The 15,235-nt window shown below is 73.2% G+C and carries 12 protein-coding genes and 1 pseudogene; 4 read left to right on the top strand and 9 right to left on the bottom strand.

The window, feature by feature from the left end:
- Positions 1-121 precede the first annotated feature (121 nt).
- Together ACIPSJ_RS45940 and ACIPSJ_RS45935 are read right to left on the bottom strand one after the other, a co-directional pair.
- A pseudogene (locus tag ACIPSJ_RS45940) lies at positions 122-527 on the bottom strand (ATP-binding protein); the annotation flags it as partial.
- Between the two features lie 183 nt (positions 528-710).
- A complete protein-coding gene (locus tag ACIPSJ_RS45935; protein WP_355721680.1) occupies positions 711-1,034 on the bottom strand; it encodes a hypothetical protein in 324 nt (107 codons plus the stop codon).
- Positions 1,035-1,392: 358 nt separating this feature from the next.
- On the opposite strand from ACIPSJ_RS45935, the gene ACIPSJ_RS45930 reads away from it, so the two are divergent.
- Positions 1,393-2,517, top strand: coding sequence for a PLP-dependent cysteine synthase family protein (locus ACIPSJ_RS45930; RefSeq protein WP_401355295.1), 1,125 nt, complete (start codon positions 1,393-1,395; stop codon positions 2,515-2,517).
- A 21-nt stretch (positions 2,518-2,538) separates the two neighbouring features.
- Here ACIPSJ_RS45930 and ACIPSJ_RS45925 read toward each other — a convergent pair whose 3' ends face one another.
- Positions 2,539-3,009, bottom strand: a complete 471-nt coding sequence (locus ACIPSJ_RS45925) for an SRPBCC family protein (protein WP_401355292.1) — start codon at positions 3,007-3,009, stop codon at positions 2,539-2,541.
- A gap of 88 nt (positions 3,010-3,097) precedes the next feature.
- The gene (locus tag ACIPSJ_RS45920) at positions 3,098-3,916 is read right to left on the bottom strand and encodes a DeoR/GlpR family DNA-binding transcription regulator (protein WP_359221996.1); all 819 of its coding nucleotides are present in this window, start codon (positions 3,914-3,916) and stop codon (positions 3,098-3,100) included.
- A 529-nt stretch (positions 3,917-4,445) separates the two neighbouring features.
- On the opposite strand from ACIPSJ_RS45920, the gene ACIPSJ_RS45915 reads away from it, so the two are divergent.
- Positions 4,446-6,710: a hypothetical protein gene (locus ACIPSJ_RS45915; RefSeq protein WP_401355462.1), complete on the top strand. Its 2,265-nt coding sequence runs from the start codon at positions 4,446-4,448 to the stop codon at positions 6,708-6,710.
- Here ACIPSJ_RS45915 and ACIPSJ_RS45910 read toward each other — a convergent pair whose 3' ends face one another.
- The 4 genes from ACIPSJ_RS45910 to ACIPSJ_RS45895 all read right to left on the bottom strand — a co-directional run bounded on the left by ACIPSJ_RS45910 (position 6,711) and on the right by ACIPSJ_RS45895 (position 11,502).
- Entirely contained in the window at positions 6,711-9,137 is a 2,427-nt protein-coding gene (locus ACIPSJ_RS45910; protein WP_393546740.1) for a right-handed parallel beta-helix repeat-containing protein, read from the bottom strand.
- A gap of 121 nt (positions 9,138-9,258) precedes the next feature.
- Entirely contained in the window at positions 9,259-9,864 is a 606-nt protein-coding gene (locus ACIPSJ_RS45905) for a hypothetical protein (protein WP_401355289.1), read from the bottom strand.
- A 314-nt stretch (positions 9,865-10,178) separates the two neighbouring features.
- Positions 10,179-11,003 carry an MOSC domain-containing protein gene (locus tag ACIPSJ_RS45900; protein WP_401355286.1) on the bottom strand — a complete coding sequence of 275 codons (825 nt, stop codon included), beginning with the start codon at positions 11,001-11,003 and terminating at the stop codon, positions 10,179-10,181.
- A gap of 43 nt (positions 11,004-11,046) precedes the next feature.
- Complete coding sequence (locus ACIPSJ_RS45895) at positions 11,047-11,502, bottom strand: DUF6643 family protein (RefSeq protein ID WP_355726666.1); 456 nt, start codon at positions 11,500-11,502, stop codon at positions 11,047-11,049.
- 279 nt (positions 11,503-11,781) lie between these two features.
- On the opposite strand from ACIPSJ_RS45895, the gene ACIPSJ_RS45890 reads away from it, so the two are divergent.
- On the top strand, positions 11,782-13,146 hold the full coding sequence (locus tag ACIPSJ_RS45890; RefSeq protein WP_401355460.1) for a TerD family protein: 1,365 nt from the start codon (positions 11,782-11,784) through the stop codon (positions 13,144-13,146).
- Between the two features lie 13 nt (positions 13,147-13,159).
- Here ACIPSJ_RS45890 and ACIPSJ_RS45885 read toward each other — a convergent pair whose 3' ends face one another.
- Positions 13,160-14,335: a glycosyltransferase gene (locus tag ACIPSJ_RS45885; RefSeq protein WP_401355283.1), complete on the bottom strand. Its 1,176-nt coding sequence runs from the start codon at positions 14,333-14,335 to the stop codon at positions 13,160-13,162.
- A 57-nt stretch (positions 14,336-14,392) separates the two neighbouring features.
- On the opposite strand from ACIPSJ_RS45885, the gene ACIPSJ_RS45880 reads away from it, so the two are divergent.
- Positions 14,393-15,184: an aspartate/glutamate racemase family protein gene (locus tag ACIPSJ_RS45880; protein ID WP_359222003.1), complete on the top strand. Its 792-nt coding sequence runs from the start codon at positions 14,393-14,395 to the stop codon at positions 15,182-15,184.
- The last annotated feature ends 51 nt before the right edge of the window (positions 15,185-15,235 follow it).

Genomic DNA, 15,235 nt, shown 5'->3' with positions numbered 1-15,235 from the left:
GCGTGCGCGGGACTCGGCGCGGGTGCCGTCGTACGTACGGGAGAGGGCGCAGTCGAGGTCGCGGGTTCCGGTCCGACGATGCGGCGGGCGGCCGGTTCGGCCGTACGGCGCGCCGGGCGGGCCGGCTTGGGCGCGGGCAGGGTGAACCACACGACCTTGCCGTCGTCGTGCGGCCGTACGCCCCAGCTCTCGCTGACCGCGGCCACCATCGCCAGGCCTCGCCCGCAGGTCGCGTCCGGCGCGGTCTCCGTGCCGTCCTCGACCACGGGAAGACGCGGATCGTGGTCACGGACCGACACCGTGAGCCGGTCGAGCTGGAGCTCGATCTCCACGGTGCAGTTCTTGTCGGGCTGGGCGTGCCGGTGGACGTTGGTGAGCAACTCCGTCACACCGAGCGCGGCCCGGTCGATGAGCGGGTCCAGACGCCAGTAACGCAACTGCGCAGATACGATTCTGCGGACCTGGCCGATCCGCGAGGGCAAAGCCTGAAGCTCCACCGAGCAGTGTCTGCTTGGGTGTTCGATCACGACTGCGACTCCCCGACGTGAGGTCCGGAAGAACACGAAGAACGAATCCAGCAGGGTGCCGCCGTCCATGGGGCCGCCTGCTGTCGTGGCCGGCGGGCTGGTTCGCAGCGTTATCGCCGGTAAACCCAGAGTGACGTGAGACAAGCGTGACCCAGCGCGTACGGTCCCGCAACTCGCCGTGGTTCAGCGGTCACGCCCCGCGGCCCGCCGTACCGCCTCGATGAAGCGGCGCGCCGCGGGCGGCCCGGGCTCGCCCGGCGCCGGATCGTGGTCACCCAGAGTGAGTGAGTAGCGCTGGCCGTTGAGGTCGGCCAGGGCCCGGTCCTCCGACGCGAACCACGGCTTGGAGGCCCGCACCGCCTGCACGGGCGCGCTGTCGATCTCGCTGCCGTAACTCGTCAGCAGCTGCAGCCTGCCGTCCTCTATCCGGACCTGCCCGGCCCTGGTGAGCGAACGCAGGCGTTTGTCGATCCGCACGCCCATCGCCGTGAACTCCGGCTCCGCCATTTCGCCCCGCCCCTTTTCGAGTACCTCGGCCGCCGGTCCGGAAGCTTGTGGCCCCGGCCGGCGTGCACCGGCTCGTGTCGTGATCCAGTGTGCGCCCCCGTTCGGGACGTTCGTCCCGTCCGGTGGCAGTCTGCCCGCCCCCGGCGACGAGCACCAGTGCGCACGGCCCGCCGGGCAGGGGGCGCTCGGAGCACTCGCCGCAATGCGCCCCCGAAGGGATCCCGCCACGGTGCCCCAGGGGTGCCTTTGAGGCGCTCAAAGATGCGTTTATGCAGGTGAGAAGCGTGCGCAAGGTGTCTATGATCGGTGTGTCGGCCGTGTTCGAACGCCGTCGGCGCGCAGCCTAAGGAGTCCCGCCGTGAGCACCATCCCGCAGATCCGGACCGGCGCCACCCTCGACGTCGACCGCAGTGACACCGCGTACCGCGACTGGCTCAAAGAGGCCGTCCGCAAGGTCCAGGCCGACACGCAGCGCTCGGCGGACACCCATCTGCTGCGCTTCCCGCTGCCCGAGGACTGGGGCATCGACCTCTACCTCAAGGACGAGTCGACCCACCCGACGGGCAGCCTCAAGCACCGGCTGGCCCGCTCGCTCTTCCTCTACGGGCTCTGCAATGGCTGGATCCGGCCGGACCGCCCCGTGATCGAGGCGTCCAGCGGCTCGACGGCCGTCTCCGAGGCGTACTTCGCCAAGCTGATCGGCGTGCCCTTCATCGCCGTCATGCCGCGCACGACCAGCGCCGAGAAGTGCCGGCTCATCGAATTCCACGGCGGGCAGTGCCACTTCGTGGACGACTCCCGGAAGATGTACGAGGAGTCCGGCCGCCTCGCGGTGGAGACCGGCGGCCACTACATGGACCAGTTCACCTACGCCGAACGGGCCACGGACTGGCGCGGCAACAACAACATCGCCGAATCCATCTTCCGCCAGCTGGAGTTGGAACGGTTCCCGGAACCGGCCTGGATCGTGGCCACGGCGGGCACCGGCGGCACCTCCGCGACGCTCGCGCGCTATGTCCACTACACCCAGCGCGACACCCGGATCTGTGTCGCCGACCCCGAGAACTCCTGTTTCTTCGAGGGCTGGACCACCGGCGATCCGGACGTCACCTGCGACTGCGGATCCCGGATCGAGGGGATCGGACGGCCGCGCATGGAACCGAGCTTCGTGCCGGGAGCCGTCGACCGGATGATGAAGGTGCCGGACGCGGCGAGCGTGGCGGCGGTACGGGCGCTGGAGCGGGCGATCGGGCGCAAGGCGGGCGGTTCCACCGGGACCGGGCTGTGGAGCGCCCTGAAGATCGTCGCCGAGATGGTGGCCGAGGGCCGGCACGGGAGCGTGGTGACCCTGCTGTGCGACCCGGGCGACCGCTACCTCGACAAGTACTACTCGGACGCCTGGCTCGCCGGGCAGGGCCTGGACATCGCGCCGTACACGGCGGCGATCGACTCGTTGCTGGAGACGGGCGTCTGGCCGGGCTGAGCGGCCGTCGGCGGCTACCGGCTATCGCGAAAGGCGCCGGTCCAGTTCGGTGACCGCGCCCCGGAAGGCCCGGCCGAGTCCCGCACGCGCCACCCTGACCGCGAAGCGGAAGGGTGCCGTGCCGTCCACGGCGAAGGTCCACCGCACACGGGTCCCGCCGTCGGACGGCACCAGCCGCCACTCCTCGGCGATGGCGTGCGCACCGGGCGCGTTGGTGCGGTCCACCCGGTAGGCGTACACCTCCGCCTCCTTGGCCGCGATGACCGTCTCCCGGAACCACCCGCCGCCCTTGAGCCGGATGTCACGCCCGGCACCGTCGTCGACGGACTCGGCGCGGGTCACCGCGGCGAACCACTCCGCCCAGCCGGGCACGTCGTCGTTGAGCGCGTGGAAGACCCGCTCGGGCGGTGCGGACATCTGCTGCGCGAAGACCAGACGTACGGGCGCGGTTTCGACGAATTCGAGCTCCACGGGGCGCAGTTGGCGCGGCATGGGCGAGAACCCCCAGGACCGAGAAGGCGGTTGACCGGCTCCGCCAAGATAACTGGCGGCCCGTCAGATGTCTGTACCGCCGCCGCGATCAGTCCTCCGCCTCACCCGCCACGACCAGCCGGCGCAGATGCTCGGAGATCTCCGCACGCGCCGCGGCCGGCAGGCCCGCGTCGGTGACCAGCGTGTCGACCTGCTCCAGCTTGGCGAACGAACTCAGGCCCACCGTGCCCCACTTGGTGTGGTCCGCGACCACCACGACCCGCCGCGCGGACTGCACCAGACGGCGGTTGGTCTCCGCCTCCGCGAGGTTCGGGGTGGAGAGGCCGGCCTCGACCGATATGCCGTGTACGCCGAGGAACAGCAGGTCGAAGTGGAGCGCCGCGATCGCCTGGTCGGCCACCGGGCCCACCAGCGAGTCGGACGGGGTGCGCACCCCGCCGGTCAGGACGACGGTCGCGGCGCCCTGACGCTGCCCCGAGACCCGCTGGGCCGCGTGGAAGACGTCCGCGACCCGCACCGAGTTCGTCACCACGGTGAGGTCGGGGACCTCCAGGAGCTGATGGGCCAGCGCGTAGGTCGTCGTACCGCCGGACAGGGCGATCGCCGTCCCCGGCACGACCAGCTCGGCGGCGGCCCGGGCGATGTCCTCCTTGGCGGTCAGCTCCAGCCCCGACTTGGCCTCGAACCCCGGCTCGTGGGTGCTCGCCTCGACCACCGGCACCGCGCCGCCGTGCACCTTCTCCAGCACGCCCTGCCGGGCCAGCGCGTCCAGGTCCCGGCGCACGGTCATGTCCGACACGCCGAGCTTGCGGGTCAGCTCGTTGACCCGTACGCCGCCCCGGCGTCGGACCTCGTCCAGGATCAGGGCGCGGCGCTGCTCCGCGAGGAGGTTCTGGTTCTCGCTCACGTACGCTCCGGTCCTCTCGCCTCAGCTGCCCGACACGCCCTGCGCACCAGCTCCGACCAGGACATTCCGCTCGGCTCCGGTGCACGGGCGCCCCATCCTTTCACGGGACCACACCGGTCGCGCTACTCCCTGTGTCGGTGCGCACATGTCATTCGGTCACCACGTGTTCCACCGGGTGTCACACACAACGGGGAGATTCCGTGACCAGTGGTGTGCGTCACATCGAAATCGGCGATCCTGAAACCCGCACGGACAGAGACCATCGGTGCGTCACGGGGGAAGTGCGAAAAGAGTGGAACGCGCGCAGGAACGTACCTTCGGCGACCCCGCCGACCGACCCACAACCACCGCCACGGAGCCGGCCACCGCGCCCGCCTCCCGTCCCGGCACCACGAAGACCGACCCGGCGAAACACCCCACGGCCACGGGACCGGCCCTGGCCGAGCGGCCCACCGGGACGCCCACCGACCCGGTCGAGCGGCCCGCCGTCGAGAAGGCCGGTCCGGCCGGGCGGACCGCCGGGTCGGAGATCGATCTGGAACTGCTGGTGCACGGAGTCGGTGGCACCACGCCCGAGAAGATGCTGGACGACGCGCGGACGGTCCGGATCACCGGTGATGACACGGCCGCCGTCTTCCGGCGCGCCGAGGACGTCGATGCCGAGGCGCGGCCCGGCGACTACCGCGACCGGCCGGTGCCCGAGGCGTACGTCTGGTGCAACCTGACCTCCGGGAACGCCTCGCGCGCCCTGTGGCTGCTGCTTCTGCCGTTCATGGTGGTCAACCTCGCCCACTGGATGCGCCCCGCCGCCCAGGACCGGCCGCGGACCGTGCGTTTCTACGGCCTGCTGGTCCGGCTCGCCGGGCTCACCCTGACCGTGCTGCTGGTGGCGGCTGCCTGCGAGGTCGCCCTGGACCTCGCGGCGTGGCAGTGCGCGGGGACGGCCGCCTGCGCCGCCCGCCATTCCTGGCTCGGTTTCCTCTCGCCCACCGGCTCGGGCGGCGGCTGGTGGAGCGCCCCCGGCCGCCGGCTCGCCCTGGCCGCGCTGGTGCCCACCGCCCTGACCGGCCTGCTCTGGTACCTGTCGCACCGGACCTGGAGCGCGTACGAGTCCACCCGGCCGCTGGCCGTCGACCCCGAGCCCGGCCACACCTCGCTCGGCAGCCCCGGCTTCTGGTACGGGCGGCGGCTGGTCGCCCGGCTGCGGGCCGCCCACACCGCCGCGGGCCTGCTCACCGTCGCCGCCGCGATCCTCGCCCCGGCGGCCTCCTTCGACCGCCGGACCGGCGGACCCGCCGTCCTCGACACGTGCGGCCGGGTGCTGACCGGTGCGCTCGTCGTCGGGGCCGCCGCCGCGGTGTGGGTGGTCTGCCGCCGGGGCCGCAGCGAGAACCTCCTCGACCAGGAACTCGACCGCCGTCTGGTACGACGCCTGCCGCTCGGCGCCCTCGCCCTGCTGCTGCTCGTCGCGTTGTACGCCGGCTGGTCCCGGCCGGGGTGGCACTCCGTGGGGCGGCTCGCCGGGGACACGACCTTCGGCGGCCTGGCCCTGGCCCAGGGCGTGCTGGTGATCGTCCTCTGCGTCGTCGCCCACGACCTGCACCGCCGGCTCCCCGATCCGCGCGCCGCGATGCGCGGGCTCGGCGGCCCCGCGGTCGCGCTGCTGGCCTGCGCGCTGGGCGGGGTGATCTCGGGCGGGGTCGCCCAGCGGGTCTCCGACTGGCTGGACGGCACCGGAACCTCCCTCGCCGGGCCACCGGTGCTGCTGACCTGGCAGGCGTCGGTGATTCCGCCCGTCCTCGTGGTGCTCCTCGGCGCGGTCGCCTGGCTCTCCTGGCGCACCTCGCGGCTCGGCCGTACCGAGCGGGTGGCCGTCGACCTCGACCATCGCGGGGAGCCGGAGGACACGGCACGCACCCGTCGTATCGCCCGGGTCCGGGCCATGGCCGTCCTCACCGACCGGACGCCGCTCGTCGTGACCGTGCTGTGCGCCGCCACGCTGGTACTGGGCGCCGGGGCGCTGATGGGCGCGCTGGCCACCGGGAAGACGCCGGACGCGGCCGCCGACGGCACGTACGCCCTCGTACACGGCACGGCCGAGGCCTCGCAGGCGCTCGGCTCCTGGCTGGTCGGGCTCGGCTTCATACTGTTCGTCACCTGGGGCCGGCGCGCCTACAAGGACGCCTCCGCGCGGCGCACCATCGGCATCCTCTGGGACGTCGGCACCTTCTGGCCGCGCGCCGCCCACCCCTTCGCCCCGCCCTGCTACGCCGAGCGCGCGGTGCCCGACCTGACCTGGCGGATGGACACCTGGACCCGCCGTACCGGCGGCCGGCTGGTCATCTCCGGCCACTCCCAGGGCAGCGTCCTCGCGGCCGCCGCGGCCTGGCAGCTGACCCCGTCCGTGCGCAGCCGGGTCGCCCTGCTGACGTACGGCTCCCCGCTGGAGCGGCTGTACGGCCGCTGGTTCCCCGCGCACTTCGGCCCGGCCGAACTCGGCTCCCTGCACCGCGAGGTCGCCTGCTGGCGCAACCTCTACCGGCTCACCGACCCCATCGGCGGACCGGTGCGCATCCCCGGCACCGACGGCCCGGAGGTCGACCACACCCCGTTGAAGGACCCGCTCGCCTACGGCCGTACCCCGGGCCATCCGCTGCCCGCCCCGATCCTGGGCCACTCCGACTACCAGGCGGACCCGGACTTCGCCGTGGAACGGGAACGGCTGCTGGCCCGGCTGCGGCCGGACCTGCCCGGACCGCGGCCGGCCGCCCGGCCGGTGGACCGGGCGGACTGATCAGGCCAGTTCCGGGAGGTCCTCGGCGTAGAGCAGGGTGAGGTCGTCGGTGGTCGGGTCGGCGAGCTGGGCGACCCGGCTCGCATGCCGCTCGACCATCGCCTCGAAGGTCTGCCGGGCGGTACGGCCGTTGCCGAACGCGGGGCCCTTCGGGATCGCCGTGAAGTACTTCACCAGGCCCTCGGACGCGCCCGGCGCCAGCCGGTACTCGTGCTCGTCGGCCTGCTGCTCCACGATCCTCAGCAGTTCGTCCGGGCCGTAGTCGGTGAAGGTGATGGTCCGGGAGAAACGGGACGCCACACCGGGGTTGACCGAAAGGAAGCGCTCCATCTCCTCGGTGTAGCCCGCGACGATCACCACCACCGAGTCCCGGTGGTCCTCCATCAGCTTCACCAGCGTGTCGATGGCCTCCTTGCCGAAGTCACGGCCGGCGTCCTCCGGGGACAGCGCGTACGCCTCGTCGATGAACAGCACACCGCCGAGCGCCCGTTGGAAGGCCTCCTGGGTGCGGATCGCCGTGGAGCCGATGTGCTCGCCGACCAGGTCGACCCGCGACACCTCGACCAGGTGCCCCTTCTCCAGCACCCCGAGGGAGGCGAGGATCTCGCCGTAGAGCCGGGCCACGGTCGTCTTGCCGGTGCCCGGGGAGCCCGTGAACACCAGGTGCCGCTTGACCGAGGCGGCCTTCAGACCGGCCTGCTGGCGGCGCCGGCCGACCTCGATCATGTCGGTCAGCGCACGGACCTCGCGCTTGACGCTGTCCAGACCGACCAGCGCGTCGAGTTCACCGAGGACGGCCGTGGAGGTGCGGGCCGGCTCCTCGGGCGCGGCCGGGGTGAGGAGCGGTTCCTGCTCGGTGGTGCGCTGGCCGGGGATCGCGCCCAGCAGGCCGGGGGACTGGTGCGCGGTCTGCACGGCCGGCTCGGGCGCCGCGGGCTGGCGCAGGCTGCCGCTCTCGTCGCTGGTGCAGTCCTCCACCACCGGGCCGGTGCCCGGGCCGCCGTCCGCGAACTCGTAGCCCCCGCGCGCGCAGCGCTCCGTGCGGCACTTGCGCAACGTCGAACGGCTGCCGTCGATCACATGGAAGCCGTAGCCCGCGCTGCCGGTGACCCGGCAGTTCAGGAAGGAGCCCCGGCCGCCCGCCGAGACGTAGAAACCCGCCTCCGCGGGGGAGTCCACCGTGCAGCGCTCGATGGTGGGGTCGGCGCCCTTGGTGACGATCACTCCGGTCTGAGTGCCGTCCACCGTGCAGTTGTTGAGGGTGCCGCCACTGCCGTGGTCGCGGAACCAGGCGCCGGTGGCCGCGTCCCGGATCCGGCAGTCGTCGAGCTGCGCGGTCGCCCCGTCGCTCACCGACACCGCCGTGTTGCGCACCTGGGAGAGGTCGCTGTCGACGACGTCCGCGCGCGAGCCGCGGTCCAGCACGAACAGCGCGTCCGGCACGTCGTGCACCCGGCAGGACTCCAGGACGGCGGTGGCGCCGTCGCTCACCCAGACCGCCGGGTAGTCGCCGGTGCTGTCGAAGATCTCGCACTGGTTGGCGTCCACCCGGGTGCCCGGGTCCCACACCGACAGGCCGTTGCGCCCGAACTGACGCACCGTCGTGCGGGTCAGCGTCAGCACCGAACGCGAGCGCAGGTCGACCGCGTTCTCCGGGATGTCGTGGATCCGGCAGTCGGCGAGGGTGAGCACCGCGTCGGTGTCGAGGGTGACCCCGTCGGCGGTGGTGCGGTGCACATCGCAGTCGGTGAGGTGCGCCGTGGCCCGTGCGGTGACCTGCACACCGGAGCCCCGCACCTCGTAGATCTCGCAACCCACCGCTTCCAGCGAGGAGTTCTCCCCGGTCGCGGTCAGACCCGTGCCCGAGGCGTGGTGCACCCGGCAGCGCTCCAGGCGCGGACGGCCGCCGCCGCGCACCGCCACGCCCGCCTGACCGGCCGCCACGACCTCGCACTCCTCGAACACCCCGCCACCGCCGTCGAGTACGGCGATCCCGATACCGGCCGGGTTGTCCACGGTGCACCGGCGCACGGTCGGCCGTGCGCCGCCGCGCACCTCGATGCCGGCCGCGGACCGCGTGACGATCCGCACGTCCAGCAGCTCCGGCGTGCCCTCCTCGACGAGCAGCGCGGGCGCGGCCGCGTCCTGGCCCTCGACATGCAGGTCCTGTACGACGGCGGAGGCCCGCACGGTCAACGGCACCCCGTCCGCGGGCGCGATCCGCACCGAGCCGGGCGAACCCTCGGGCCCGCGCAGCGTCACCGCGCGCTGGACGACGAGGTTCTCCCGGTAGGTGCCGGGGGCGACCGTGAGGACGTCACCGTCCGCGGCGGCCTCCAGGGCGGCGGCGAGCGACGCGTACTCACCCGTGCGGCGCCGCCACCGCGATGTGCCGGTGTGCGTCACCTGGACCGTGCCCTGTGCCATGGCGTTGCCGTGCCCCCACCTCGTCGTACGGATCGCTCGCGCGGGTCGATACCGAATGCACTTCGGCCGGTCCACCGTAGCGTGCGCCGAGGTGGTGGAATGACCAGAGGCGAAAAGGTGGTCAGCTGCCGGTACCGGCCTTGCCCCAGTCCGGACCCGCCCGGTCCCAGGCCTGGTCCCACCGCGCGTATCTGCGACGGACCATGCGCCAGACGATCATCCGTCTGCCGCCCTCGACCAGCCCCGCTGTCAGCAGGGCCGCGCCGAACCCGGCCAGCACGGCGTGCGTCGTCGCCGTGGCGGAGTCCAGCGGACGGGCCGTCACGGTGCCGTGCGGGTCCGTCCAGACGCCGAAGTGGTCGCCCTTGTGCGGGGACTTGAGGACTGTGAGCACCGGGCCGTGCTGCCGGGTGCCGTCCGGCGCGGTCCAGTCGGCGAGGACGCGGCTGCGGGTGTCGTGGGCGCTGGTGGCGTCCGGGTCGGGCTCCACCGGGGAGCCGCCCAGCTTCCGGACGACCGTCGCCGTGACCAGATGCCGGTCGTGGTGCTGCTGCCGGACCGACCGCTGGAGGGCGTCCTCGGCGGCGGCGCCCACGAGCGAGCCGAGCACGGGCGCGGCCACCGCGATCAGCAGCAGTGCCGCCAGCGCCACCCAGGCCTCGGCCAGGTCCGTCGCGCGGCGCAGCGGATTGCGCCGCCAGCACCACAGGCCGCGGATCACTCGCACCGTCCACCACCCCCTTCCCGCTCCGTGATAACCCCCGCCCGGGCCGTTCACCCGCGACCCCGACCGAAGAGAGAGCGAAATCACCCCCGGCCGGGACTTTCATGAACTTCTCACCACCCCCAACGACCGGGCCGCGGGCTTGGGTTCCCACCGGGAGACGGAGATCGCACAGCCGGGCGGAGGTGGCGGGCCGGGGGGAGAGAGATCGCTCGGGTGGGGACGGACCGCAAGGGCCGAGGCGGAGTGGAAGGAGGGGGTTCGGGTGGAGGTGGCGGTCGCTGCGGGCGGCGGGCCCGGGACGCTCGGGCGGGGGCTCAGGCGAGGACGTGTACCGGGTCGCCGACCCGGATCGTGCCGCGGGAGCAGGGGATCAGGTTCTGGCCGAAGACGAGGCGGTTGCCGAATCTGCGGTGCCGGGCGAGCGTCCGCAGCGGCTCTCGGCCGCGCTCGGCGGTGGTCTGGTCGGTCGTGGTCACGACGCACCGCCCGCACATCTTCGTCACCCGGAACTCGACCTCGCCGACGGCGATGCGCATCCAGTCGTCCTCGGCCCAGGCGTCGGTGCCCCGCACGACCACGTTCGGCCGGAAGCGGTTCATGGGCAGGGGCCCCTCGCCGGCGTGATCGCCGAGCGCGATGAGGGAGTTGAGGGCGTCGAGCGAGCCCTGCGTGGTGAGCAGCAACGGATAGCCGTCGGCGAAGCTCACGGTCTCGCCCGGCAGCGCGTGGTCCGGGTCGATCGGGCGGCGGACGGCGGGATCGTCCATGTACGCGAGGCGGACGCCGGTCCGCAGATAGTCGGCGCACCACGAGTGCGCGGCCTCCGCCGCCAGGACCGCCTCCACCTTCGTGCCGAAGATGTCCACCGGCACGATGGCCGCCGGTCGCGGGACCGGCACCGCCAGGGGCGCGCGACCGGGCGCGGACAGCCTGACACCGCCCCCGGGCAGCGGCTCGGCGGCGGCCAGCGCGAGGCGCGGCTGTTCACGCTGGGTGACGACCTTTCCCCCGTCGTCGATCAGAACCCAGCGTCGGTCACCGGCCAGCCCCCAGGGCTCCACGACGGCCTCCCGGGGCGAGAACCCCCGGAGCGCCTTGACCGGGTGAACGTGGATCGACTGCAGTTCGGCAAGCCCCATGACGCCATCGTGCCAGGCCGCACGGACATCCAGGGGCCGCCGATCAGTAGCCGCGGTACTGCTGCTGTTGCTGGTTGTTGTACGGGTCCTGGTACGGAGCCGACTGCGCGGGGCGCGGAGCCGCCGGGCGCATCGCCTCGTAACCCGTGCCGCCCATCATGGGACGGGGCGGTTGCGGCTGCTGCGCGGGGTAGCCGCGCGGGCCCGTCGCCTGCTGGGGGATGTACGCCGAGGGCGCCTGCTGCAGCGGTGCGGGCTGCTGCATCTGCTGGGGGTAGCCGTAGCCGGGGGCCGGCTGGGAGGGACCCGCGGGGAGCGCGGGCAGTGCCGACGGCAGCGCGGGCAGGTTCAGGCTGCTCGGCGTGTCGTAGGCGGGAGGCACCCGGATCGGGGCGATCTGCGGGGTGCCCCGCTCGGCCACGAGCGAGTCGTAGATCGGGGTGTCCGGGAAGGAGGCGGAGTAGTAGCCGCCGCCATAGGTGGAGCGGGGGGAGGTCATGGCACATAAGTTAAGCCCACGATGTGCTGGTTGGGGAGACCGATAAGAGGGTTGTTTTCCGTGTCGGCAGTGACGCCGGATCCCCAATCCGAGCGAACTCGGCAAAAAAGGACGGCAATCAGCGTTCTGATCGTGTAAAGGCCGAGTTCCACCCTGGTTACCGGCAGTTGGCCAGGGGTCTTCCTGTGCCGCTCGTGGGTGTTCGCTGTCCCCGGGAATAGGTTGTGCGGGTAGGGATGATCTGGGACCGCCGGGGCGCGCCCGGCATGCCGACACATGATGGGGGCGGACATGTCAATGCCGAAAGGATCGAATGCGCCGGTGCCGACCACGGCGCTGCGCGTGGAATTGGGCTGGCGCTCAGGCCCGGGGATCCCCGACGCGGACGCCTCGGCGCTGCTCCTGGTCGCCGGGAGGGTGCGCTCCGACGAGGACTTCGTCTTCTACAACCAGCCCGCACACGCCTCGGGCGCGGTCCGGCACGAGGGCAAGCGGCGGTCCGGCGACCGGGTCACCGACACCCTTTTCGTCGACCTCGCGCGCGTGGAGACCCCGATCGAGAAGATCGTCCTCGCGGCCTCGTCCGACGGCGGAACGTTCGGGCAGGTTCCCGACCTCTATATCGAGGTCCGGGACGGGGCGGACGGAAAGGTCGTCGCCCGGTTCGACAGCGCCGGCGCCACGGTGGAAACCGCTTTCGTGCTCGGTGAGTTGTACCGGCGCCAGGGCGGCTGGAAATTCCGTGCCGTGGGACAGGGCTACAGCAGCGGGCTCGAAGGGCTCGCCACCGACTTCGGGATCACGGTGGACGAGCCGCAGCACCAGGCACCGCCGCCCGTGCCGCGCACCGCCCCGCCGGCCGCGCCCGCGGCCGCCCCGCCCCCCGCCGCCCCCCGGGCGCCCGCACCGGCCCCGGCCCCTCCGCCTCCGCCGCCGACCGGTGGTCTCCCCTTCCCGCAGCACGCGGCGCCCACCTCGGCGGGCCTGCCCGTCCCGCCGCCGCCCCCGCAGGCCGCACCCGTGCGCCTGTCCAAGGTGACGCTCACCAAGGCGGCGCCCTCCGTCTCGCTGGCCAAACAGGGCGGCACCTCGGGCTCCCTGCGGGTCAACCTCAACTGGCAGGTCCGCAAACAGCTCCCGGGCTGGGGCGGCCGGCGCGGCGGGTCCGACCTCGACCTCGACCTGTGCGCCCTGTACGAGCTCGCCGACGGCCGCAAGGGCGTCGTCCAGGCGCTGGGCAACGCCTTCGGCTCCGTGAACCGGCCCCCGTACATCCATCTCGACGGCGACGACCGCACGGGTGCCGTGTCCAGCGGGGAGAACCTCACCGTCAACCTCGATCACAAACAGGACTTCCGGCGCATCCTGGTCTTCGTGACGATCTACCAGGGCGCCTCGTCCTTCGCCGACCTGCACGCCACGGTCACCCTCCAGCCGCAGCACGGCGCCCCGATCGACTTCTCCCTGGACGAGTGCACGGTCCCCTCGACCGTGTGCGCGCTCGCGCTGCTCACCAACACCGGCGGCGACCTCGTGGTCCAGCGCGAGGCGCGCTATCTGGTGCCGGAGCGCGGGGTGAGCCCGCAGCGGACCGTCGACCGCGTCTACGGGTGGGGCATGAACTGGACGCCCGGCCGCAAGTGACCGCGGCCGGCGGTCACCCCTCGTCGGCGACCGTGCCGGGGCGCGCGTACGTACGGCCCTTCCAGGCCGCGCCGCGCCCCCGGTAGTGCTGCACCGCCGAGTCCACCGTCATCAGGAGATAGAGGAACGCCGTGAACGGCAGCAGGGGCGCGAGCCACAGCGGCTGCCGGTAGTAACGGAGCATCGGCACGTAGGTCGCGGCCATCACCAGCCAGGCCGCCGCCCCGACGAGCGCCGTCGCCGCGCTGCCGGCGACCGCGCCCGCCAGTACCGCGGCCGGGGGCACCAGGTACACCAGCGCGAGACCGGCGACCGTACCGAGGAGCAGCAGCGGGTTGTGCCGCAGCTGCGCGTAGGCGCTGCGGGAGACCATCCGCCACAGGTCGTGCAGCCGTGGATACGGACGCACGCTGTCCACGCGGTCGGCCAGCCCCAGCCAGATGGGGCCGCCGGAACCCTTCACCGCGCGGGCCAGCGCCACGTCGTCGATCACGGCGTGCCGGATCGCGTCCGGGATCCGCGCCCGGTCCGCCGCGGCCGCGCGCAGCAGGACGCAGCCGCCCGCCGCTGCCGCCGTCCGCGAGCCCTTCCGGCCGATCCGGCGGAACGGGTACAGCTGGGCGAAGAAGTACACGAAGGCGGGCACCACGAGCCGTTCCCAGAGACTCTCCACCCGCAGCCGGGCCATCTGCGAGACCACGTCGAAGTCCCCGGTGCGCGCCGCCGCCACCAGCAGCCGCAGGCTGTCCGGCTCGTGCGCGATGTCCGCGTCCGTCAGCAGCAGGAACTCGGGCTCACGCGCGCGTGCCAGGGCGATGCCGTGCCGGACCGCCCACAGCTTGCCCGTCCAGCCCGCCGGCGGCTCACCGGGAGAGTCCACCGTCAGCGGCAGCCCGCCGTGGCGCGCGGCCAGTTCCCGGGCCAGTTCCCCGGTGCCGTCCGTACTGCCGTCGTCGACCAGGAACACCTCGGCGCGCCCCGGATAGTCCTGCGCCAGCAGCGACGGCAGACTCAGGGGCAGTACGGCGGCCTCGTCCCGGGCCGGGACCACCACGCACACGTCCGGCCACTGCGCGGGATCCCGCCGGGGCGGCAGCCGGACGTCGGTGCGCCAGAAGAAGCCCTGGCAGAGCAGCAGCCACAGCCAGGCGGCGAGGGATACGGCGGCGGTCCACGCGATGGCGCTCACCCGCGCAGTCTGCCCCACGGGGCCGGCCCCCAAGGGCCCATCGTCTATCGTGGCCGGGTGAAGATCGCGCTCATCGACTCCGGAATCGGCCTGCTGGCGGCCGCCGCAGCGGTACGGCGGCTGCGCCCCGACGCGGATCTCGTCCTCTCCTTCGACCCCGAGGGCATGCCCTGGGGGCCGCGCACCCCGGAGGGGGTCACCGAGCGCGCCCTGGCCGTCGCCGAGGCCGCGGCCGCCCGCCGTCCCGACGCGCTGATCGTCGGCTGCAACACGGCGACCGTGCACTCGCTGCCCGCGCTGCGCGCCGCTCTGGAGCCCGGGATCCCGGTCATCGGCACGGTCCCGGCCATCAAGCCGGCCGCGGCCGGCGGTGGCCATGTCGCGATCTGGGCGACCCCCGCCACCACGGGCAGCGCGTACCAGCGCGGCCTCATCAAGGACTTCGCGGGCGGTGTGCCGGTCACCGAGGTGCCCTGCTGGGGTCTCGCCGAGGCCGTGGAGCACGCCGACCGGGCGGCCATCGACACCGCGGTGAGCGCGGCGGCCGAGCTCACGCCGGACGAGGTCACGACCGTCGTGCTGGGCTGCACCCACTACGAGTTCCTGGCGGAACGTATCCGCGCCGCCGTGCAGCGCCCCGGCGCCGCCCCCCTCGCGCTGCACGGCTCCGCCGGAGCGGTGGCCGCACAGGCGCTGCGCCGGATCGGTGCGCGGCCCGCACCCGAGGCACCGGCCACCGGCACGGTGACCGTGCTGCTCAACGGCCGGGAGGGCGAGCTGCCCGAGGCCGCGCTGACCTACGCCGAGGGCCGGCTGCTGCGCGCGGTCACGCCCGTCGCGTCCCAGTGAACCCTCCGGGGCCGGGGATTCCACCGATGTGAGCAGTCACCCTCCGCGACG

Origin of the sequence: Streptomyces sp. NPDC090088, from assembly GCF_044747345.1 — a bacterium.
Taxonomy (GTDB): Bacteria; Actinomycetota; Actinomycetes; order Streptomycetales; family Streptomycetaceae; genus Streptomyces.
This window is presented reverse-complemented; position numbering and strand designations above follow the sequence as displayed.

Coding starts and splice junctions, on each gene's coding strand:
- ACIPSJ_RS45935 (WP_355721680.1), bottom strand. CDS start 1,034: ATGGCGGAGCCGGAGTTCACGGCGATGGGCGTGCGGATCGACAAACGC.
- ACIPSJ_RS45925 (WP_401355292.1), bottom strand. CDS start 3,009: ATGCCGCGCCAACTGCGCCCCGTGGAGCTCGAATTCGTCGAAACCGCG.
- ACIPSJ_RS45910 (WP_393546740.1), bottom strand. CDS start 9,137: ATGGCACAGGGCACGGTCCAGGTGACGCACACCGGCACATCGCGGTGG.
- ACIPSJ_RS45900 (WP_401355286.1), bottom strand. CDS start 11,003: ATGGGGCTTGCCGAACTGCAGTCGATCCACGTTCACCCGGTCAAGGCG.
- ACIPSJ_RS45895 (WP_355726666.1), bottom strand. CDS start 11,502: ATGACCTCCCCCCGCTCCACCTATGGCGGCGGCTACTACTCCGCCTCC.
- ACIPSJ_RS45890 (WP_401355460.1), top strand. CDS start 11,782: ATGGGGGCGGACATGTCAATGCCGAAAGGATCGAATGCGCCGGTGCCG.